Origin of the sequence: Neolewinella persica DSM 23188 (genome assembly GCF_000373105.1) — a bacterium.
In the GTDB taxonomy this organism is placed as follows: Bacteria; Bacteroidota; Bacteroidia; order Chitinophagales; family Saprospiraceae; genus Neolewinella; species Neolewinella persica.
The window spans coordinates 283,730-305,004 of sequence record NZ_KB890425.1; the positions used below are offsets into that span (position 1 = coordinate 283,730).

The following is a 21,275-nucleotide window of genomic DNA, read 5'->3' on the forward strand; positions in this document are numbered from 1 at the left end:
ATGCCTCTACATCCGTTGCCGCGTCTCGTTCTTAGACTGGGTATTGCGGTTGCTCACTTGCTGTTTGCCCGAGAAGTTGTACGTCAGGCGCAGGTTAAACGTGCGGGTAAAGGGACGGTAGTCTGAGGTAGTGACAAAAGTGTCAAACGGCCGACGGTTGGCAAAAATCAGGGTGTGGAAAATGTCACGAATATGCAAACGGATAATGAAGCGCTTGGCTAAGAGTTGTTGTTGGATCATGGCGTCAACCTCCCGCAGTGGTTCACGAATAAAGTAGGCATCGGCCTGCGGCGAATACAAGGACATGCGAATCTCTGCCCGAGTTGTGGCACTCAACTTCAGGTTGTGCCAAATGCGAAATTTTGAGGTAGCTTGCTTAAAGCTTTCCTGGCCTTCACCATCGTTAAATTGACGGTTAAACAGGCGGGCGGATGTGCGCATACTCCACCAGGGAAGGATGTCTATTGTGGAGCTGTACTCCAGGCCATACTCCGTTTGGCTGCCCTCATTGAATTTCTTGTAGTAGGCTACTTCCCCCTCCAGAAAGTAGATGCCGTTAATTGCATCGGCCACCTTATTGTAGAATAAGGCGAACTGGTGTTTTTGTACCTGCGCCGCCACTTCGTAGCGGTGCCAAAACTCCGGAGTAAGATCAGGATTGCCCAGTTCATACCTGAAGTCGTTCAGCTTCCAGACATTGTCGTTGAGGTCAGAGAATGATGGCCTCCTCACCCGTTTGGTGTAGGCCACGGAGAGCGTGGTGTTGTCGGTGATTTTCCGGGAGAGAAAGACCGATGGAAACCAGTTGAGGTACCGTTGGGTGATGACGCTGGCATCCAGTAAATCCGTTTTGGTAAGGTGCGTCTGTTCCGCCCGCAGACCCATCCGGAAGAAGTCTTTTTCGTTTAATTGTTTGCTGAAAGAGCCGTAGGCTGCCAGAACGTTTTCGCCATAATCAAAGGAGTTGGAGCGTTCATTCGTTACCCAACCTTCAGGTAGTAAGGACGCTGCCTGCAAGACATTGAACCTATTGGTCGAGGTCCACTTCAGGCCACCGTTGAATTTCAGCCCCTTGCCCGTTGATTTGTTGAAATCCGCCTGCAAGTCACGGATCTCTGTTTGGTTATCGGTTAAATTCCGGTCTTCGTTGTTTTCGATGAACCCCTGGTCGTACCGGGAGTCGGTACTGTTGAGCCAGGAGATGTTGCCCCGCGTGTAGTCGGCAAATACCTGTAAACGGGTACCGGAAGTATCCAACGTCCAGGTATAGTTGAGCGTAGCATTGGTATTAAGCCGGTCTTGAAAGCCAAGGGAGCGCGTGGTCCCGCTTTCTTTCAATTCCCCAGCTTCGGTTAGGACCAGGCTGTTGAGCTGGTCGAAGTTATAAACGGAGGTGTTCCCTGATAGCTCTGCTCCGATGACGTGATCGGGATGAGGTATGACGACGGCGCCAACACGGTAGGTGTGGCGAGTAAGGGAGTCTCTCGCAACCATGCGATCATCCAGGAAATTATCGGTGGTGAAGTAATCCGTCGTGCTTAATAGTTGCCGGTTACGGTAATTGACCAGGTAATCGTAATTGCCGTAAACGTTCCAATTTTTGCCGCCGTAATTGAGGCTGAGGCCACTGGTTACGGACCAGGAAGCCTCGCCCCGCAGCAAGTAGGCTGTTCTTCCCTGACCATTGACACCCCGGACCGGCTTTTTCAGGATGATGTTGACGACACCGCCCGCTACGTCGGCCGTTGTAGCTGCACCGGCGGAGGTCTGCACCTCGATCCGGAGGATATTTTCGGAAGGAATGGCCTGCAAGTAGGCACTGAGGGCGGCAGGCTCTAACCTCAATGGCCGGCCATTGACCAGGACGAGGGCCGCTGCGTTGCGTACCAGTAGCGCACCCTCATCAGACAACCAAACATTGGGGGATCGCTCCAGCACCTCCAGCCCGTTATAACCGGTTTTTAGCGGGCTGGCGGCTACGTTGAAGAGCAGTTTGTCTTCTCGCTGTTCGATGACGGGGCGGTCCCCTTTTACGACAACTTCTGCTAAGGCGTTGGCAGCCGGAGACAGGCTAATGTCCGGTATAACCATGGCGTCATCCATTGCGAGTGTTTGTACAGCGTCGGTATAGCCGAGATAACCGGCAACCAGACGGTACTTTCCGGGGCCGGGTACTGTCAGGCTAAAGTCGCCAGACGTATTAGTGGTATTACCGGAAATCAGGTTGTCTCCGGCGGGATGGAATAACCGGACGTTGGCGAAAGGTAGCGGAACTCCTGCTGCATCCAGCACCCGGCCAGTGATTTGAAATTGACCGAAGAGGGGAAGCGAAAACAGACCAAGTAAAAGGCAAGGGAAAAACTTCATACCGTAATTATACATCGGAAATAGAGGTATTGGATAATCACTACCTTGTTTTAACGTTTTGGAAGAGTTTTTTGCGATTTCACCTTTCCTTTGCACCTGCGGCCGCGCCCAAAAAATAGCAGGAGTAATCTAACGATGGGTAAGGTTTCCGAAATCTCGCAATTTGATACCAAATGAATTACCTTACCAACCGGCATTACTGCACCTTTAAAACCTTAAGCACCATGAAATATCTACCCCTGTTATTAATCCTCATATGTCCGTTTTTGCACCTCTCCGCCCAAAAACTAACGAAGAAAGAGAAGAAAGGGAAATACGCTTTCTTCCTTGACAAAAAACAGGTGACGGAATATACTTTCGACGAGGTGCTTTCCAAATGGGGTGGACACACGATTGTCGGGGTCGAAGGCCGCTACGGCCTGATGAATCGCGTGGGAGAAGTCATCGTCCCAGCGAAATACGAATCATTGCGCTTTGCCCGTAAAGATGCGATGCTGGCAAAACAGGCAGACAACTACGGAGCGATTGATACGCTGGGCAATGAGTTGCTGGCCTTTAAGTATGAACGCATTGATTATTTTTTGCCGGACTCCGTTGCGTTGGTGAAGCTTGACGGAAAGTGGGGCGTGCTAAAGAATAATGCGTTTGATCCTGACGCTGAAATGATCTTTAAAAGCCCGGAGGAGCTCCCGCTTTTCAAGGGAACGAATAGGAAGCTGGACACTTATGAAGAACGGAAGAAGGATGCCGATACTAAAATGCTGACGTATATCTTCGAGAACATCAGATACCCGCAAACGGCAAGAACTCAAAAGGTGGAAGGAATGGTGGTGGTCTCCTTCGTCGTTACTGCCGAAGGGGAGACACGGGACCCCCGTGTCGTCCGGGAAATCGGTGGAGGTTGTGGTGCTGAAGTCCAACGCCTGGTGAAGCAAATGCCAAAATGGATCCCCGGTATGGTCGATGGTAAGCCTGTGGCAACCCAGTTTAACCTGCCCGTTAAATTTAAGCTTGAATAAGGGGGGCTCTTTTATGCAAGTGTCGGCCAGAGGCGTTTTCTCCTCCGAGGCGTCGAGCTGGCACAACCGCGAGCTCCTCGGAGGTGTAAAACGGCGGGCGGGGTCGCTAATGTTAACTTGTGTGTAAGACCCTAACCTTGAGGTAGCCCCTACAGTAACATCATTTACCGAATGTACCCAAGGTCAAAATCTCTCATCAGCCAATTACCAACCCCCGCAACACCTCCGCCAACTCCCGCTGCGTACTAGCCGTCTTGTCTCGCGCATACCAGCTGTGCAGCTCCTTTTGATAAGAGTCATAGTCGGGTTTAGGCTCCGGCAGGTGTTTGTAATCCATGGTCATTTGCTGGGCAACGGCCGGTCGCGGTCCCCATTCTCCGAGTACAGCTTTAGTGGCGGCATCAAGGAGGATCATCTTGGGGATGGAGCGGGCACCGTCCGTCAGAAATTGATCCATCAGCTCAGGGTGTTCATCCCGAAGGACGAGTTGGAGGTCCAGCTGATCGGTAGCCTGGGCCATGTGGTAAAGCAAGGGGATGATCTGTGCGGCGTCGCCGCACCAGCCCTCCGTAATGGCCAGTATGAGTACCGGCTTTTCGAATTGTCCGAGCATTTCGATCATTTCCGGAATAAAGCGGTTACGCTTATCCAGCCGGTCCATTCGGGATTGGTTCAGCCGGGTGAATTGGACGTAAAAATCGGACTGATTGGGGCCAGTCGTCCTGTTATCCTCGAGTAAATTGGAAAGGTGGGTTCGGTATTCCGGGTAGCTGCGGGCGTCGGCGAGGGCTTGGTTGATCAGGTCTTGCATGGCGGGTAAACGGGGGGCTCGAATAAGAGTTCTGCCGCCTGACGACGTTCTAAGCAAAGCCCTGCTTTCTCTGGGGTAGGGAAGCAGGAAATTTTGTTATCTGGTAAGGATGAAGGACAGATTAATAGGGCGCGGACGCGGGATGCCGGGTTGAGTTTAAAGAAGCAAAGTATTTGCAGGCTTCGGTAATAAAACCGTGCAACCCTTCGAAAATGCCTGCGTCTCTACTAATGGATTCGGACTAAATCAAACCGGGTTTCTGTAAGCGCAGCTCTAAGGAGCTTTCTGTAAAATTTAAAACACTAAATCATGAGACTACTTACTCTTTTCTCCCTTCTCCTCTTCACCTTCGCCCTTACCGCTCAGGACCGCATCTCCGGTTCTGATCTGATTGCCAGGTTGGATAAAGGAGAAAACATCGCCCTTACCGACGTTACCATTACGGGTGATCTTGACTTCACAAAACTGGCCGATCGCAAAGAAGAAAGCGGCAGTAACTGGGGCAAGCGAAAATCCATCCGGACCTACGTGCGGAACATGATTTCCTTCGACAACTGCACCTTCAACGGTAAGGTCATCGGCTACTACAGCCCGGAAGGCAACTGGAACAGAAACAAAGAGCCAATGGTGAATACTGACTTTGATGAGAAGGTCACCTTTGTTAATTGTACGTTCAAGGAAGCCGTACTCTTCAAGTATTCCAATTTCGATGAAATGGTGAGCTTTTACAATTCAGCGTTTGAGGAGAAGGTAAACTTCAAATACACGAAATTCGAAGAAGCCATTAACTTCTCCAAAGCAAAATTTGGCGGATTTGCCAATTTCAAATACACGAATTTCGATGAAGGCCCTGATTTCTCCAGCGCCGACTTCGATGAAGATGCTGACTTCAAATACACCAAGTTTCCCCGGGGCTCGAACCTGGCCAACGCTACCTTTAATGACAGTGCGAATTTCAAGTACACCGAATTCCACGAAGACACGGACCTGACGGGTACAAACTTCGGCCGGGATACCGACTTCAAATACACAAGGAAGGGAAACCGAAGCTTCCGGCCTGGGAAGTAAGAATAGTTAGAAGTGGGTAGTAAGTAATGCCAGACTACGGACTACTTACTACCCACTAATAAACCCCCGGTCAAAAGCCCGAATTTCCTTCCGCCCGGCTTGATAGTCTGCTGCTAACACTGCCATCCCAGCGTCGAGGTCCAACGCTCCGCAGCTGAAAACATCCACCGCGGCGTAGCCATGTTCCGGCCAGGTGTGGACGGTCAGGTGACTTTCCGCAATGATGACCACACCGCTGACGCCATGCGGGTTGAAGGCGTGGAAATGTGCTCCGATCACGGTTGCGCCCATGGCCGCAGCAGCGGCCAGTAATATCCGTTCTGAATCTGCTGGTTGAGCGAGCAACGCTTCGGGGCAGCCGTAAAGATCCAGGTGGACATGGCGGCCCAGTATACGCAGGTTGTCGGGGAGTTTGAAGGAAGGGGCTTTGGCCATCAGGAGGTTTTTTCACGTTGCCAGTCGGACCATTCGTCGAGGAAATAATCCAGCAATACCGGCCGGTCAAGCCGGTTTGGCAGTAGGTTGATGTCGGTAGGTTGACGCAAGTCGGGGGGAAAGTAAAACATGTCGGGCAGGGCTTCAGGTTCAAGGAACCTGCGGGGTACATCGGTTCTTAGCCCAGGCTTGTGTCCGGTGCCGCCGGCCATGATGAAGCCCCAGACCCCAAAACTGGGCACCAATACTTTATAAGGCCGTATATGGTTGAAACCAGTGGCCGCCAGCGTTTCCCGAATGCACCAGAAGGTATTCCGGGTATGAAACGGACTGGTTGCCTGGGTGGCAAATACCCCGTTTACCGCCAGCCTGGCTTTTACCATTCCGAAGAACCAGGTGCTGTAAAGACGGGCCACGCTTTCACTGCTGGGGTCCGGTAAGTCGGCGATGATCAGGTCGTATTGGTTGGTGTCGTTACGGAGGAAAACGGCGGCGTCAACGGCCAATGCCTGCACCTTGCTGCTTTCCATTGCCCCTGCGTTCAGCGCCCTGATGCCCCCGTGCCGGGAAGCGAGCGCAAAGACCCGCTCGTCTAGATCTACAACCGTTAATTGCTCCAACTCCGGAAGTTTGAGCAGCTCGCGGGCCAGTAGTCCTTCACCACCTCCCAGAATAAGCGCCCGCTTTACGGCCGGCACCGAGGCGGCGGGAATAAGCGCGAGCGCCTCATGGTAGCGGTACTCGTCGCGCGAAGAAAATTGGATGACCCGGTTGAGGTAGAGGCGCAGGTCGTCCTGATTTTGCGTTAGGGTGATCTGTTGATAGGGAGAGCGCTCCTGGTAAATTACCCGGTGTGGATAGGCAGAGGCTTCCCAGTGTGCCAAAAAGGGTTTGGCCCAGGCCAGCAGCAGCCCGAAAGCCATTAATCCGAGGGCGGTATAGGCATATATCCGTCGTCGTTGCCGTCGTTCTAATTGATCCCGGAAAAACCAGCAAACCCCGAATCCGAGCAAGAGATTTACCGCTCCAAAGAGGAGGCTGGAGCTGTACAAACCCACGAAAGGAAGGAGTAAAAAGGGGAAAAGCAGGGTGGCGGCCAGTGCGCCGATGTAGTCGAAGCCCAGAACATCGGCCAGGGCATCATTTTGCGGCGCGTACTTCTTCATGACCCGGGCCAGCAGTGGGATCTCCAGCCCCGTCAGCAGCCCGATGGCGAATACAAGCCCCAGCATGGTGAACTGATACTGCGTATTATTTTGGTGTTGGAAAAGAAAGTACAGCAGGGGGACAGAAAGGCCTCCCAGTAACCCCAACAGCATTTCCGTCCGAATGAACGCTTCCAGCTCCCCCTTCTCAATGTACTTGGTGAGAAAAGATCCTACACCCATCGCGAACATATAAATGCCAATGGTTAGGCTGAATTGCTTGACGCTGTCACCCAGGAAATAGCTGCTCGTGGTACTGATCAGCAACTCATAGACAATGCTGCAAAGGCCAGCCAGGAAGACCGCGGCAATGAGGAAGGTTTTTTCGGGAAGCTTGATGATAAGGGATGATTTTTCTTCAGGGCGTGGGCGCAGGTGCAAAGTTACGGATACAGAAGCAAGGAGACCGGCCAACGGTCTTTAGGCGCAAATTTCGATAGGCGTAAAATTTACCGTACTTTAGGTATCAAATATTCCTCCACTTGAGCGCATGACCTCCATGCACTAATCAGGTAGTCGCCCCGGTGCTATGAATAACATTGAGTAGTTGGAAGGAGCTCCTTCTATGGTGGCTGCCTAAGGCATTACGGGATAAATAATACTGTGTTTCCTTCGACAATTGTTTGTCCGAAATAGCGCTAAGACAAGGCATTTCGGACTTGAGTGAACAGATTCGTCTTGCCTTTTTGGTGTCTAGACACCGATTTTTTGTCGCAGGTACCCTAAAATTAACTCGAATTGCTTGTGGACTAAGAAATTTAGGTCCACTTTCACATACTTTGGATTGATTCATTTAACCTTACGCATTTGCACATGTCGCAACAAAATCCTGACTTCCCGGATATAAGAAAGATTAATGCTGAACTGTTTTCGAATCTGGATTCGAATGATATCAAGGACTTTGAATATCTGAAGCAGGTACAGCAGAACTGTATGGAGCAGGTAAATCCTTTTACTTGCTACGTTACGATATTATTGGGTAAGGATCCTAAGATTACCTGGCGGCACAATACGGCAAATCATTTTGGTTTGGTGGACTTGCAGTTTGAAGACCTCATCGGCCTCGTTCATCCTTCCTGGCGGTTCCTATACGTAAACTCTGCGAAGGTGATCTACGAGGTAGCCTATAAATACAGAAATATTTTTATGCAGAAGGGCTCAACCGCTGTCAGGCAGCTTCCCCTGCGGCATCGCTCTGGTCAGTACTACTGGTACCATCAGGTATCCGTTAAGGTTGCCGACGATGGGGACAGCCTGGCCGCTCAAATCAATTACTACCAACAGAGTACTCCTTACGAAGCACAGCTGCCTACTATGCCTCAAATGGCTACTTCCGGAGAGGTGAATAAAGTAGGTATGAAGGAGCTCAATCGCTTAACACTGGAATTCCTGCCCGATTTTCTTGGCCAGTTCCTTTCGGACGCCCAGGTGAAATTTATGTTGCAATACCGTAAAGTGCTCTTCGAGAGTGGCGGGAAAAAACAAGTGCAGGGAGGATTGTTGAAACGGTTGGATGAAGTTGACACGCTCGATAACCTGAAGAAGCTGAAACAACGTATACGGCTAAACGTAACGGACTACTTTCAGCATCCATCCCTGGATTCAGCCTATGGACTTGGACTTTGGCTCAACTACTGTTTCCCATTAGAGAGCGACTGATTCAGAGCGTTTACTTGTTGTTCTCTTGTTGGGAGCATGAAACAAGGTGCTTTTGGCCGGAGAAATCTAACTAATCTTACTTTTTACTTGTTTGGTCACCTAATTATTGACGTAGACCGCTCTAAACTTAACCTGAAATGCTTGCGAGCTAAGGAAATTAGTTACACTTTGTGTGTAGATGGATTTATCCGTCCCTTATGTACGCCATTATGTCTAAACAAGGCCCTGACTTCCCGGATATTAAAAAGCTCACCGCTGTTCTGTTTAAGAACATCGATCCGAATGATATCGAGGACTTCGAGTATCTGGAGCATGTACAGCGAAACTGTACGGAACAGGTAAATCCTTTTGCTTGCTACATCACCATATTATTAAGCAAGGAACCCAGGGTGACCTGGCGACACAACACCGAAAGTCATTTTGGTCTGGTGGACTTACAGTTTGAAGACCTTATAGGCCTCATGCATCCTTCCTGGCGGTTCATGTATTTAAATTACGGAGAGGCTTTGTACAAAGTCGCCTTTAAACACAGGGACCTTTTTATGCAGAAGGGAACCGCTGCCAGGCAGCTTCCCATGCGGCACCGCTCGGGAAAGTACTATTGGTACCACCAGGTATCCGTCAAAGTGGCCGATAATGGGGAGACCTTAGCCGCTCATCTCAACTACTACCAACAAAGTAGCCCTTACGAAGCACAGCTGCCCGCTATGCCCCAAATGACCAGTGCAGGAGATATTAGTAAGGTGTGTATGAAAGAACTCAACCGTTTAGGGCTGGAGCTTTTGCCCGAATACCTTAGCCAGTTCCTTCCGGAAACCCAGGTGAAATTTATGCTGCAATACCGTAAAATTGTTTTTGAGAATGAGGGGAAGAAACAAGTGAAAGGAGGGGTGCTGCACCTGATCGATGAAGTTGACACACTTGAAAACCTAAATAAGCTAAAACAACGCATCCGGTTGAACGTAATAGACTACTTTCAGCATCCATCGCTGGATTCTGCACATGGGTTGGCACTATGGCTCAACCTTTATTTTCCATTGTAAGATGCTTGATTTAGGGGGTGAAAAGAGGGGTTGTCCAAAAGGGGACAAGGATTGCTTGTAGATACATATTTTCATCTTTTACCTTTGTATCTGAAACAAGGCTTAATTCTTCCACAGTTATAGTGTAGCGAGTTAGTTCTTCGATAAGATTTGTACTGTTCATGTTGATTCCTACCTGTTCAGGTGTGTTTTTTTTGTCTCTCATAAATATTGTGTTGTTCAATTTGTGTCTCTTAAGAACTGCGACTTTGATTGTTTTTTTGAATAATTGGAGTCTCACCAAAGAGAAATATTCTGGCGTACTTCGGGTAAGATATCCGGGGTACGCTTTTTTTTGACCGGTTGTCTTCTGCACAGACCATTGGTTATGCAAGCATGCGGGTAAAGTAGTGAGGTGGTTAGGACAAATTGTTCATCCTCGTATTCCTTCGTATCTTCACCTTACAAATCCTATCTAGAAATGCTATGTAAGCACCTGATTTTTCCTGCCCTCTTTTCCGTTGGGCTTGGCTTCTTCCTATTTGGCTGTGGTTTGGGCGATGAAACCATCCAGGTTCCCACCGAAGGCCTGATCACTACCGTTACTGAAGTGAGCCCTGATGACTACAAGATCGCTTCTGAAGAATCTGTAGACTTGGTGGAAGATAGCCGCATCATTGTGGAGAAAATGTCTGGAGCTAGAGACACCTTTACCCTTGAACAAGCGAAACTCATTACGCAGGTTTCTTCTGACACCAGCGCCGTTAGCCGTCCCTTCCACCGTGCAGGAATGGGCTATTTTGGCTTTCTGATGTTGGGCCGTATGGGTGGACATTCTGTGAACTCCGGTGCATACGTTAATAACGGGGCCTACAATAAAGCCAGCAACACTGCCGGTTCCCGACTCACCAATTCGGCCCGTTCTACCACCCGCTCCCGCTCTGGATTTGGCGGTGGCAAAAGCACGCGCTCCTTTGGTGGATAACAGAATAACCGACGCGCCACGGTTGAAAGACCGTTGGTTTAGTAAGCAGGGCCTCAGTTTTTACGCTGAAGGCGAGAATGAAGATTACCTGGCCGACGAAATACTGAGCCTCCATTCCACTGAGGCAACTGCCGCGATGCGTGCAGGAGATGAAGCCTGGGACGTTTTGCGGGCCTGTGCGCGTAAAAGCGCCTACATCGAAGACCGCCTGCTTGGGCTGGGAATTCCCGATTTTGCCGTCCCGCTCATCAAATGGTCAGTAGAAAATGAATGGGATAATTTCCTCGTTGGACGTTTCGACTTTGCCGGAGGGCTTGACGATCTTCCCCTGAAGCTGATCGAGTTCAACGCCGACACCGCCAGCTTACTGCCTGAAACTACCGTCCTTCAGCCGGAGATCATCAGTAAAGCCGGCCTGAAGCCAGCTCCGAACGGTTTACTCGCGGCCCTGGAAGCCAACGCCCGCCGCCTCGGCGGCGGCCGAAAAGACACCGCCATTGCCGCCGCCCACCTGGGAAGTGCTGACGACCGGCACAACACCGACGTGCTGGCGCACGTCGCAACCGCCGCGAAATGGGGAAGGGTGGACACCATAATGCTGCCCGACCTGGAGATCAATCCCGACGAAGGAGTCTTTCATGAAGCAAAACCTGATCGCTGGATTCATTACGGAACGATGATCAAGTTCTTTCCCTGGGATTTTGCAGCCCTCGAAGAACCCGACCTCTGGGAATACCTGGCAGAGTTGATCATGGCCAGGAAACTAAGGGTTTTTAATCCCGCATGGACCATGCTCCTGCAATCCAAGGCACTACTGGCCTATGCCTGGCAAGACAACCCTGGCCATCCGCTGCTCTTGCCCACAGCTTTTGACCCCGCTGACTTGCCCCGACCTTTGGATGGTTACGTCCGCAAGCCTATTTTTGGCCGGATGGGCGAAAACATAGAAATGGTGATGAACGGCCGAACCGTCGTTGCCCAAACCAAAGGCGACTACGGCAAAGGGCCGGTTATCTATCAGGAAAGGGCTCAGTTTGCCACCGACCGGGACAAACACCTGTACCAACTCAGCACCTACCAGGCTCCACAAGCCTGTGCGCTCTGTTGCCGCCGGCAGGATGACCTGATCATCGACGATGACGGGGAATTTGTATCGTTGGCACTACTTAAAGAAAAAGTCGGGCTTAGGTTTTAAGCCTTTTGTATGGAGCGGAGGCCTTCCTCCCAATCTGATTGAATATTATTGCCAAACAAAGCAACTCATGCGTCAGCCAATTCACGAAGATCAGGTCTTCGAAAACGTACCTGCGTTATCGCCAGGAGAGTACGATAACTGCAAGTTCTCCCATTGTGTGTTTGCCAACGCCGATTTTTCCGGTTACATCTTTTCTGATTGTACGTTTAAAGATTGTGACCTGACGAATCTGAAGTTGCATGAAACTGCGTTGAAAACCGTAGCCTTCAAACGTTGTAAGTTGCTGGGGGTACGCTTCGAAGCGTGCCGTGATTTCCTGTTTCAGGTAGCGTTTAAAGATTGTAACCTGGAGTTATCAACTTTTACGGATTGGAAGCTAAAAGATACCGTTTTCAAGAACTGTAATCTTCAGGAAGTTGACTTTACCGGCGCGGACCTGCGGGAGGCTTCTTTTGCTGGTTGTGACCTGACCCGGGCCACCTTTGTCCGCACAGATTTGCGGAAATCCGATTTTCGTGAAGCCCGCAATTATCAGTTCTCCCCAGAGGAAAACAGGCTGCGGAAAGCGCAATTTTCTATTCAGGGGTTGCCGGGATTGTTGGAGGAGTATGGGATTATTGTGAATTGAGCGTGTTTGCGCAATTACCCTTCTTTGCACCTGCGGCAGCGCCCAAATAATTATGCATTTTGATGGAGGCTTGCAGGCCAATATTTATTGGCAACTCAACAGAAGGATTCAGCTCATGGCTTCTTTTGATACACCACTTCCTTTTGCACGGTATAATTTTTATTACAACCGATACAGGATCGTACTGGCACATCGGCTATTTTAAAAAAAATCACCCTTTACTGAACACTGTTCATTTTTAAAGCGTTTATCTCCCCGTATGGGTATCCAGGAAAGAAAAGAACGGGAAAAGGAAGACTTCCGTCGTAAGATCATTACGGCGGCGACCGAACTCTTCCGGGAGGAGACCTACGCGAACGTCAGCATGCGTAAGATTGCTAAGCGGGTAGAGTACAGCGTAGGTACGCTTTATCTCTACTACAAAGACAAGGATGAGTTGTTCCTGGCCGTCCAAAGCGCCGCTTTCGAACGTGCTTTCTCCTTTATCCAGAAAATGCAGACAACAGCGGACCCCGTTGAAAAACTGCGCAACCTTGGCGAACGCTATTTACGCTTCGGAATAGAGAATCCGGATTTGTACCGCCTTATGTTCATGATGGAGCACCCAATGGATGCCATGAAAGAGGGGGATGCCTGGCATAGTGGCATCGCGCTTCACAACCTGCTGACCTCCATCGTAAAGGAATGTGTAGATGCGGGCCGGATTGTAGCTGATGATCCCGATAGACTCAGCTTCGCACTCTGGTCGCTCGTCCATGGTATGGTGTCACTACGGATCTCCCAACGACTGGAGATTTATAATGGGGAGCATCTCAATTGCCCGCTCTGTAATATCGATACGGATCAGCTGGTAATTGATACCCACGAAATGATGATTCAGATTTTAGAACGCCATCAGGCTTAAAAATTTTTACCCCAATGCTGAACACTGTTCATAAAATTATCGCTGTATACTGTCTGTTGCTGCTACCGGTTTTACTTTCCGGTCAAGCGCAGGTGCTGGAGCAATACATTGCTCAGGCACTGCAGGAAAACCCGACGCTACTGGCCAGTAAGTTGGTGGAAAATGAAAAACTGTTGGCAGTAGAGCTGGCTGCAGCCAATAAACGTGGCCAGGTTGATTTGAAATCAGATTACATCTTGTCGGTTGGTGGCCGTGGCATCGACTTCCCGATCGGTGATTTGCTGAATCCGACTTACGCCACCTTGAATCAGCTGACGGGTACTGAGCAGTTTCCGACCAACCTGGAAAACGTTAATACCCGTTTCCTCCCAAGTAATTTTCACGATACCAGAATTGAAGCGCGCTACCCCTTGCTGCAGCCGGTGATTGGCCGGGAAGTGGCGCTGCGGGAAGCGCAGGTCCTTGAAGCTCGTGCGGCCACCGAAGTGTTAGAAAACGAAGTGCGCCGGCAAGTGCGCGACCTTTACTTCGCCTGGCTGCAAAGCCTGGAAGGGCAGCAGATTGTAGACAGTTCCCGACTGGTCCTACAGGAATTACTTCGGGTAAATCAGGTGCTGGTGGATAACGACAAACGCACGGCTGATGCGGTTTACCGCACGCAGGCTGAGCTGGCCACCCTTGACGGGCAATCGGCGATCCTTCGCCAGCAGGAACTGCTGGCCCAGGCCGCCCTCAATCGCCTGCTGGCCCGGGACCTGACGGAGCCGTTGGAGCAAATGGCCCTGACGGATTTACTTACGCCAATGGCCTCCTTTACCCTCCTTAGCACCCGCGCCCGCGCCCAAAGGCCCGAACTGAAACAACTGGACGCCGGCACCGAAAGCCTCGTTCGTCTCGAAGCACTTCAGGATGCCGGACGTAAGCCCACCCTGGGAGCCTTCCTCAATGCCGGTGCTCAGGGCTTCTTCTCCGGCGACCTGAGTGACCACCCCTACGCCAGCGGCGGACTCGCCTTCAGCCTGAACCTCTACGACGGCAAGAAACGTGATCTTCGCCAGCAACAAACCCTGGTGCAGCGAGCGCAGCTGGGGAAACGCCGGGACGATGCCGCCAGAGGCATAGAATTGCAAGTCTGGCAAGCCACCCAAAGGATCACCAGTGAGCAGGCGCAACTGGCCGCTGCCCAAGCCCGCGAACAGGCCGCCGCTTCCTCCGCCCGCATCGTCGCGGCTCGCTACCGCAATCAGAATGCCCTGCTCATCGAGTACCTCGACGCCCAAAACCAGGTTACTACCGCCCGGCTGGAAGCCAACCTCGCCCGTTTCCGGCTTCATCAGGCCTATGCGGCCCTGCAAGCTGCCCTCGGCGAATAACCCAAGCTCCAAAAACCTCCAAAAAATTAAGTGATGAACCTACGCTTACTTTCCGCCCTTATCCCTTTCCTCCTTTTGTCCCTTACGGCCTGTAAAACAGACTATCCAGGTCAGGAAGCAACTATGGCACCTGCTGATGCGCCCGTGCCGGTAAAAGTCGTTCCGCTTGCGCTCAGTACCGAAGTTATTCCCATTGAGGCCGGTGGTGCGATTGGCGCTAAAGAAGAGGCTAAGTTGTCCTTCAAAATAGGCGGTATCATTAGCCAGGTCAACGCCAAAGAAGGGCAGTACGTCCGCCGGGGAACAGTTTTGGCGCGACTGAACGCCACCGAAATTGACGCCCAGGTACGAAAGGCGCGGCAGGCTGCCGAGAAACTGGAACGTGACCTGGAACGGGCAAAGAAACTTTACGCTGAACAGGCGGCCACCCTCGAGCAAGTCGAAGGACTTACCACAGCGCTGGAAGTCGCTATCTCCGATTTGGAAATTGCCGGCTTCAACCAAGCCTACGCAAAGATCACGGCACCGGTTAGTGGCCGGATCGTAAAACGATTTGCGGAACGAGGAGAGTTAATCGGCCCTGGTAATCCCGTCTTTTTGATGATTGGAGAGGGAAGTGGTAGCTACGTTCTACGGGTTGGTGTTGCTGACCGGGATGTACTGACGCTGGCCATGGGGGATCGTGCTGAAGTGAAACTGGACGCTTACCAGGGCGCCATAGTACCGGCAGTTATTTCGGAAATAGCCGCCGCAGCGGATCCTCGTACCGGTACGTTCGAAGTAGAATTGACGCTTAACCCCGAGGGCAGAACGCTCCGAAATGGATTTATTGGCAGAGCTAAGGTTTTTCCGTCTCAACAGGCAAAACACTATCGCCTTCCTTTAGACGCGTTGGTGGAAGGAGAAGGCCGTTACGTTCGCATTTTCTATCCTGATGACCAGGGAAAAGCTAGGGCAAAGAATGTCCGCTTCACCCGATTACTGGACGACGAATTCGTCGTCCCGGAAGCAGAGCTCACCGGAATCTCCGAAGTCATCACCATGGGCGCTGCCTATCTCACCGAAGGCGCCGCCATTCAGCGGCAATAGGTTCCAGGATGGCCTGCGCAGGCTTGTTACTGACAACCCGACAACCGATAACTCGACAACCCGAACAAATGCAACTTCCCAATTGGTCCGTCAAAAACGGCGCTTTCGTCCTGGTACTTACCCTGATCGCTACGGCAATAGGATTACTTTCCTATCAGGGAATGCCTCGCTCAGAGGATCCAAGCATCAATATCCCAACTTATCTGGTAACCATTGTCTATCCCGGCACGAGCCCGGAGGATATGGAAGAGCTGGTCGTTGACCCGCTGGAGGATGTAATTGAAGACATCGATGACATTGACTTTGTCGTAGCGGAAATAGCTGAAGGGATTGCCTCCCTTCGAATTGAAGCGAGTTACGCCCTGGATGATTGGGACGAGAAAGGGGTGGAGATTGAACGGGAACTGAATACCATCCGGGATCAACTACCCGCTGGCATCGTTTATTACGATTTTGAGCAATTCAAGCAGGAGGATCGGGCGGTGGTCCACCAAATAGCCCTAACGTCACCGGCGGCTCCATTTCATGAGTTGGAGACCATTGCGGAGTCTGTGGAAGAACGCCTGGAGGGGATTGCGGGCGTCAAAGGCGTTAAGTTAGATGCCTACCCGGAACGACAAGTGAGGGTGAGCCTGGATTTTCAGCGATGTGTTGCTCAAAACATCCCACCGGCAAGTGTGCTGGGGATATTGCAACAGAACAACGCCAATATTCCGGGTGGAGACCTGGGCGCAGCTACGCAAAACTTCAGCATCAAAACCAGCGGCAGCTATGAAGGGATGGCGGAATTACGGAATACAGTAGTTGGCAGTAACGCGGGTAAGCTGGTGTATTTGCAAGACATCGCCGACGTTCGCTACGCTTACGAAGATGAGCGCTGGCGCGCCCGTTACAACGGCGAAAGAGCGCTGCTGCTCTCCGTACTGCTGGAAGGGGAAAGTAACATCGTGGAGGTGAATGCCGAAATCCACGAAGCACTGGAACTGGCCCGGCGGGAACTTCCTCCTACTGTCCGCCTGCAAACGGCTTTTGAGCAGGCGCCGGCAGTGAGTGCCCGGATCTCTGACTTCTTCGGGAACCTTCTGCAGGGCGTTGTTCTGGTTGGCATCATCATTCTACTCTTCCTGGGCTTCCGGGCATCGGTTATCGTGATGATCGTTATCCCGCTTTGTATCCTCATTTCGCTGGCTTTGCTGAACGCCAACGGCTTTGCGTTGCAACAAATCAGTATCGCCGCACTCGTTATTGCGCTTGGGTTGCTGGTGGATAATGGCATTGTGGTGATCGAGAACATAAATCGCTATTTGCGGGAGGGGCTCTCGCCGGCGGAAGCTGCGGCGAAGGGTACCGGCGAAGTCGGCTGGGCCATCGTTAGCTCTACGGTAACCACCCTGCTGGCCTTCTTTCCCCTGACGCAGTTGGGGGGAGGTCCGGGAGAATTTCTTAAATCTTTGCCGGTAACGGTCATGCTCACCCTGGGTATTTCCCTTTTGCTGGCCCTTACTTTCTCTCCGCTTGTGGCTTCCAAATTGCTGCGCTACCGGGAGAACCGGAAGTCACCTTTGCCACAACGGGCGCTGGAATATTTCGTGGCCAATGTTTACAGGCCTGCCCTGGACTGGAGCCTTCGCCGTGGGGCAATCATCATCCTGGTAGCCATTGCCATGTTGGTGGGCGCTATTTCACTCTTTCCAAGTATTGGCGTCAGCTTTTTTCCCACGGCAGATAAACCATTGTTGCTGATCGATATCGAAACACCTCCGGGAAGTGATTTACAGGCTACGGATGATGCCGTCCGATTTGTGGAGTCCATTGTGGATTCGATGGCATACGTAAAGGATTATACGGCCAACATCGGCCACGGAAATCCCTTCATTTACTACAATCGGATTCCGCGCAACTACAAAAAGAATGTAGGACAGGTTCTCGTCAATTTTACCCACTGGGACCCGGAAGGATTCTATGGGACCTTACGACATTTGCGAAATATTTTGGGCGCGTACGCAGGTGCAGAAATCACTTTTCAGGAGCTGAAGAACGGTGCCCCCGTCAAAGCCCCGCTGGAATTTCGCATCAGTGGTCCCGATGAAGCAAAAGTGGCAGAATTGGTGGAAGAGGCCGCCGGTATTATGGCCGCAACGCCAGGGGTGATTAACCTGAAAAATGAGTTGCAGGACCGGAAAACAGACCTGAAGCTAGACCTGAACCGCGACAAAGCCGGGCTCATCGGACTGTCTACACTAGATTTCGACCAGGTCGTACTGGCCAGCCTCTCCGGCCTGACCTTTGACCAGGTCAGTTTTGCCGACGGTAAAGAATACCCGTTGAATGTTCGTATCGCCTTCGACGATGACGCACCAGGCATAGAAGACTTTAACCGGGTTTACTTTACCACCGCAACGGGAGCGCAGGTACCATTGCAGCAGGTAGCCGACGTCTCGTTCGTCAACAGCCCCGCTACCCTCAGCCACTACAACCTGGAACGCATCGCCAGCCTGACGGCAGACGTTGCCAATGCCGACCAAACGGTTCCCATTACCGAAGAAATCATCGCTTCTCTGGAGGAAATGACCTGGCCCGCTGGCTACAAATTTACCGTAGGCGGGGAGTACGAAGACCAACAGGCGACCTTCGGAACACTTGGCATCATCCTGGTCCTGGCCATGTTGGCCATCTTCGCCGTTTTGGTCCTCCAGTTTAAATCCTTATTACAACCGCTGATCGTTTTCTCCGCCATCCCTCTGGCGGTGACGGGAAGCTTCGTTGCGCTTTGGCTGACGGGCTGGTCTTTCAGCTTCTTCGCCTTCGTTGGCTTCATCTCCCTGATCGGTATCGTGGTCAATAACTCCATCATCATGGTGGACTATATGAATCAACTTCGAGCCGAAGGAATGGCCCTTGGCGATGCCATCCGATTGGGCAGCGAGCGCCGTTTCGTGCCCATCGTACTGACAACCCTAACCACCATCCTTGGCCTGCTTCCGCTGACGGCACAGGCAACGAGTCTTTGGTCTCCCCTTGGCTGGACGATCATCGGGGGAATGATCAGTTCAACCTTACTGACTTTGCTCGTCGTACCGGTACTGTATGGCTGGTTGACCAGGGAGTAGGGCTTAGTCAACGACTCATTGGCCTGATCTGCCTTTCTTTCGAAGTTATTTTACTAAGGTGTTCCCGGCTGGTAGACAATCAAACCAATGACGTCATTTCCGTATGTCCAGGCCAGGTAGCAGAACAAGACTGCGAGCACAAAACTCAGCGACCATTTCCTGAGTTCTGCACGCCGTTCCCACTTTAGCTGTTCCCGGAATCGCTCCCGGACCTGGATAGGCACCGGCTCTCTTTTGGGAAGGTTTTTTCGATTCCCATAACTCCGGGTTACCGGCCGCTCAAAAAGACTATTCCTGCCACGCCGCAAAGCCTTGTTGGCCTGTATGCTGTGGTTCATTGCTGCTGCTGATCCTCCGCCACCCATGGTTAATTTGGTTTGGTGATGCAGGTAATTTCGTAGGAAAGGAGGGCTCAGGCTAATCCAATCGACAAAACCAGGTAAAAACCCTCCGAAAGATAATTGCTTTAGGTAGACCAATAAATAGACTACCAGAAACGGCGCACAATTTAAAAACCCCACCGCGCCGAAACGCGATGGGGAGAACCCGATGCTCGTCGGGAACTATGTGCATCTTTTCTGTTCTCCAACCTTCAGGCTGGACGAACGATTAATGTTTTACAAACCGCAATGCCTCATTTTTAATTTGTACAACGTAGACGCCAGCCGGTAAGGCTTGAACGCTAAGGGGTTCAAACTCCGCGAGGTTACGTTGAAGTACCCTACGCCCTTGCTGGTCAATGACACGAACCGGGCCGCCAGCAAAACCCTTGATGCGCAGCGCATCCACCGTTGGGTTTGGGTAGAGGGAGAGGGTGGGGATTCCGGAGATGTTGACCTCGCGAATTTTACTAAGCGATTCGGTACCGTCGTAGTCCACCTGCCGGAGGCGATAGTAATTAAGCCCAACGGCCGGTGTCTTGTGGAGGAACCCATAAGCCTGCTCCGCTGTACTGTTCCCTGCACCTGCGACCTCGCCCAAAACCTCGAACGTACGACCATCAGTGCTGTGCGTAACCTCAAAGTGGCTGTTGTCGGTTTCAATGGTGGTCTGCCAGTCAAGTTGTACCCGTTGCTTATCCACTTCCCGGGCGTTAAATTCGGTCAGCTCGACGGGTAGAATGGCGTTGTTAGCAAAAAGGTAGAAGGTAGAGAACGAGCCGGTGAAAAACTCGAAGTAGGCGTCTTCTCCTGCGCATCCCGTGCCATTAAAAGACACGTTCATCTCCCTGGCATTCGTGCCCGAATAGCCGGTTCCACAATCTGTATCGCTGGTCTTCACGATGGTGAACGTCGAGGAATTAGAGCCTGGGGAAGCAGCCATAAGCGCACCCAGCTCTGCTTCGGTGTAGTAAAGGCGAACGTAGATTGGCTCATTATTTGGCTGTACCTGGTTTCCTCCGGGGCCAATCATTTTCAGGTCGATCCGCTTGCTTAGGTAATGCAACCCGTTCTCCTCTTCGGTCATTTCCACCGACTTGTAAATATTCGCTATCACCGAAGTAATATTCGTGTTGTTCCCGATAATTACCTGGGCGATCATCTTACCGTTTGGTGCCGTGATGTCGTACCAGGCCTGGCCGCCGGCAACGGCAGCACTAGTAGAAACACAAGTTCCGTTAGGGCCTTCGTAAATGGCATCATCCACCACAACGGTTACCTCGGAAGTACAGGTGGCAGAATTGCCGCGAAGGTCTCCGACGGTAAGCGTCACGATATTGACCCCTTCGTCTGCACAGGTGAAGGAGCTAATGTCAATGCCTCCACCCGCTAGTTGTCCGCAACCATCAAAGCTACCGTCATCGATCTGGCCGGCGTTGATGTTGACGGTTTGGCCATCTCTCAGGCTGACGGTACGATCCTGGCAAAGAGCGGTAGGTGCGGCGAGATCTGAAATATTGCAATCTACGATGACCTGATAGGTGACGGTTCTGGTGATCACGTTTCCACCCATATCGGTAATGGTAAGGGTCTGGCTCCAATCGTATGTACCATTAGCACCTGGCGCTACCCAGTGACGGGAGGAAATCAGGGTTTGGCCGGGCTCCTGATCGAAGCCGGTGTTGGCGATTTGGAAACCATCCTGATCAACTACGTTGATGAGGTCGTATTCGCCGAGCCCGGTATTCGTCCAGGCAAAACGCGTGGTCAGGGTATCTCCGGCACCTACGGTTACTACTTGACCATTTGCCGCACCATAAGGCACGGGACAGTTGGGGGCAATAGGCTGGTTGGGGCAAACATCGTTTTGATTGGCTACACCGAATTCAATGTCTACCATCGGTGCCTGAACGATGACGATGTAGGTGACGGTAGCCGTGACGATGTTGCCGCCAAAATCGGTGACGGTCAGCGTCTGACTGAAGTTATAAGTACCCGGCAGGGCCGGTGCTTCCCAGTGGCGGG

18 protein-coding genes are annotated in these 21,275 nt (G+C 51.6%); 11 read left to right on the plus strand and 7 right to left on the minus strand.

Features of this window, described 5'->3' with window-relative positions:
* Window positions 1-6 precede the first annotated feature (6 nt).
* Window positions 7-2,367, minus strand: a complete 2,361-nt coding sequence (locus B036_RS0110160; RefSeq protein WP_169435047.1) for a TonB-dependent receptor domain-containing protein — start codon at window positions 2,365-2,367, stop codon at window positions 7-9.
* 224 nt (window positions 2,368-2,591) lie between these two features.
* Here B036_RS0110160 and B036_RS31925 point away from each other — a divergent pair, with 224 nt between their 5' ends.
* Window positions 2,592-3,386, plus strand: a complete 795-nt coding sequence (locus tag B036_RS31925) for a TonB family protein (protein ID WP_169435048.1) — start codon at window positions 2,592-2,594, stop codon at window positions 3,384-3,386.
* 196 nt (window positions 3,387-3,582) lie between these two features.
* Here B036_RS31925 and B036_RS0110170 read toward each other — a convergent pair whose 3' ends face one another.
* Window positions 3,583-4,197 carry a thioredoxin family protein gene (locus B036_RS0110170; protein WP_020568606.1) on the minus strand — a complete coding sequence of 205 codons (615 nt, stop codon included), beginning with the start codon at window positions 4,195-4,197 and terminating at the stop codon, window positions 3,583-3,585.
* A gap of 309 nt (window positions 4,198-4,506) precedes the next feature.
* Here B036_RS0110170 and B036_RS0110175 point away from each other — a divergent pair, with 309 nt between their 5' ends.
* Window positions 4,507-5,265, plus strand: a complete 759-nt coding sequence (locus B036_RS0110175) for a pentapeptide repeat-containing protein (protein ID WP_020568607.1) — start codon at window positions 4,507-4,509, stop codon at window positions 5,263-5,265.
* A 48-nt stretch (window positions 5,266-5,313) separates the two neighbouring features.
* On the opposite strand, the gene speD is transcribed toward B036_RS0110175, so the two are convergent.
* Together speD and B036_RS0110185 are read right to left on the minus strand one after the other, a co-directional pair.
* Window positions 5,314-5,700, minus strand: coding sequence for an adenosylmethionine decarboxylase (gene speD / locus B036_RS0110180; protein ID WP_020568608.1), 387 nt, complete (start codon window positions 5,698-5,700; stop codon window positions 5,314-5,316).
* On the minus strand, window positions 5,700-7,319 hold the full coding sequence (locus B036_RS0110185) for a polyamine aminopropyltransferase (RefSeq protein ID WP_020568609.1): 1,620 nt from the start codon (window positions 7,317-7,319) through the stop codon (window positions 5,700-5,702). The genes speD and B036_RS0110185 overlap by 1 nt, the downstream gene beginning before the upstream one ends.
* A 399-nt stretch (window positions 7,320-7,718) precedes the next feature.
* Between B036_RS0110185 and B036_RS0110190 the strand changes: the two genes are divergently transcribed.
* Together B036_RS0110190 and B036_RS0110195 are read left to right on the plus strand one after the other, a co-directional pair.
* Window positions 7,719-8,564, plus strand: a complete 846-nt coding sequence (locus B036_RS0110190) for a hypothetical protein (protein WP_020568610.1) — start codon at window positions 7,719-7,721, stop codon at window positions 8,562-8,564.
* A 209-nt stretch (window positions 8,565-8,773) separates the two neighbouring features.
* Window positions 8,774-9,607: a hypothetical protein gene (locus tag B036_RS0110195; protein ID WP_157472108.1), complete on the plus strand. Its 834-nt coding sequence runs from the start codon at window positions 8,774-8,776 to the stop codon at window positions 9,605-9,607.
* Between the two features lie 10 nt (window positions 9,608-9,617).
* Here B036_RS0110195 and B036_RS33900 read toward each other — a convergent pair whose 3' ends face one another.
* Window positions 9,618-9,962 carry a hypothetical protein gene (locus tag B036_RS33900; protein ID WP_020568612.1) on the minus strand — a complete coding sequence of 115 codons (345 nt, stop codon included), beginning with the start codon at window positions 9,960-9,962 and terminating at the stop codon, window positions 9,618-9,620.
* A 105-nt stretch (window positions 9,963-10,067) separates the two neighbouring features.
* On the opposite strand from B036_RS33900, the gene B036_RS33905 reads away from it, so the two are divergent.
* The 7 genes from B036_RS33905 (at window position 10,068) to B036_RS0110240 (ending at window position 18,870) form a co-directional block, all read left to right on the plus strand.
* Window positions 10,068-10,571, plus strand: a complete 504-nt coding sequence (locus tag B036_RS33905) for a hypothetical protein (RefSeq protein ID WP_020568613.1) — start codon at window positions 10,068-10,070, stop codon at window positions 10,569-10,571.
* Window positions 10,564-11,766, plus strand: coding sequence for a glutathionylspermidine synthase family protein (locus B036_RS0110210; RefSeq protein ID WP_169435049.1), 1,203 nt, complete (start codon window positions 10,564-10,566; stop codon window positions 11,764-11,766). The genes B036_RS33905 and B036_RS0110210 overlap by 8 nt, the downstream gene beginning before the upstream one ends.
* Window positions 11,767-11,833: 67 nt before the next feature.
* Complete coding sequence (locus tag B036_RS0110215; RefSeq protein WP_020568615.1) at window positions 11,834-12,394, plus strand: pentapeptide repeat-containing protein; 561 nt, start codon at window positions 11,834-11,836, stop codon at window positions 12,392-12,394.
* 259 nt (window positions 12,395-12,653) lie between these two features.
* Window positions 12,654-13,298: a TetR/AcrR family transcriptional regulator gene (locus tag B036_RS0110225; RefSeq protein WP_020568617.1), complete on the plus strand. Its 645-nt coding sequence runs from the start codon at window positions 12,654-12,656 to the stop codon at window positions 13,296-13,298.
* A gap of 14 nt (window positions 13,299-13,312) precedes the next feature.
* Entirely contained in the window at window positions 13,313-14,671 is a 1,359-nt protein-coding gene (locus B036_RS0110230) for a TolC family protein (protein WP_020568618.1), read from the plus strand.
* Window positions 14,672-14,704: 33 nt separating this feature from the next.
* Window positions 14,705-15,760 (plus strand): efflux RND transporter periplasmic adaptor subunit, encoded by a 1,056-nt coding sequence (locus B036_RS0110235; RefSeq protein ID WP_020568619.1) that lies wholly within the window; start codon window positions 14,705-14,707, stop codon window positions 15,758-15,760.
* Between the two features lie 68 nt (window positions 15,761-15,828).
* Complete coding sequence (locus tag B036_RS0110240; protein ID WP_020568620.1) at window positions 15,829-18,870, plus strand: efflux RND transporter permease subunit; 3,042 nt, start codon at window positions 15,829-15,831, stop codon at window positions 18,868-18,870.
* 53 nt (window positions 18,871-18,923) lie between these two features.
* On the opposite strand, the gene B036_RS0110245 is transcribed toward B036_RS0110240, so the two are convergent.
* Both B036_RS0110245 and B036_RS31930 read right to left on the minus strand, forming a co-directional pair.
* Complete coding sequence (locus tag B036_RS0110245) at window positions 18,924-19,208, minus strand: hypothetical protein (protein WP_157472110.1); 285 nt, start codon at window positions 19,206-19,208, stop codon at window positions 18,924-18,926.
* 271 nt (window positions 19,209-19,479) lie between these two features.
* Window positions 19,480-21,275, minus strand: a 1,796-nt coding sequence (locus B036_RS31930) for a T9SS type A sorting domain-containing protein (RefSeq protein WP_169435050.1), incomplete at its 5' end; no start/stop codon positions are given.

Bases quoted from the DNA above. Each gene is read 5' to 3' on its own strand.
- B036_RS0110230 (WP_020568618.1), top strand. From the start codon at position 13,313: ATGCTGAACACTGTTCATAAAATTATCGCTGTATACTGTCTGTTGCTG.
- B036_RS0110160 (WP_169435047.1), bottom strand. From the start codon at position 2,367: ATGAAGTTTTTCCCTTGCCTTTTACTTGGTCTGTTTTCGCTTCCCCTC.
- B036_RS0110245 (WP_157472110.1), bottom strand. From the start codon at position 19,208: ATGAACCACAGCATACAGGCCAACAAGGCTTTGCGGCGTGGCAGGAAT.
- B036_RS0110170 (WP_020568606.1), bottom strand. From the start codon at position 4,197: ATGCAAGACCTGATCAACCAAGCCCTCGCCGACGCCCGCAGCTACCCG.
- B036_RS33905 (WP_020568613.1), top strand. From the start codon at position 10,068: ATGCTATGTAAGCACCTGATTTTTCCTGCCCTCTTTTCCGTTGGGCTT.
- B036_RS31925 (WP_169435048.1), top strand. From the start codon at position 2,592: ATGAAATATCTACCCCTGTTATTAATCCTCATATGTCCGTTTTTGCAC.
- B036_RS0110175 (WP_020568607.1), top strand. From the start codon at position 4,507: ATGAGACTACTTACTCTTTTCTCCCTTCTCCTCTTCACCTTCGCCCTT.
- B036_RS0110235 (WP_020568619.1), top strand. From the start codon at position 14,705: ATGAACCTACGCTTACTTTCCGCCCTTATCCCTTTCCTCCTTTTGTCC.
- B036_RS0110195 (WP_157472108.1), top strand. From the start codon at position 8,774: ATGTCTAAACAAGGCCCTGACTTCCCGGATATTAAAAAGCTCACCGCT.
- B036_RS0110240 (WP_020568620.1), top strand. From the start codon at position 15,829: ATGCAACTTCCCAATTGGTCCGTCAAAAACGGCGCTTTCGTCCTGGTA.
- B036_RS0110215 (WP_020568615.1), top strand. From the start codon at position 11,834: ATGCGTCAGCCAATTCACGAAGATCAGGTCTTCGAAAACGTACCTGCG.
- speD (WP_020568608.1), bottom strand. From the start codon at position 5,700: ATGGCCAAAGCCCCTTCCTTCAAACTCCCCGACAACCTGCGTATACTG.
- B036_RS0110190 (WP_020568610.1), top strand. From the start codon at position 7,719: ATGTCGCAACAAAATCCTGACTTCCCGGATATAAGAAAGATTAATGCT.
- B036_RS0110225 (WP_020568617.1), top strand. From the start codon at position 12,654: ATGGGTATCCAGGAAAGAAAAGAACGGGAAAAGGAAGACTTCCGTCGT.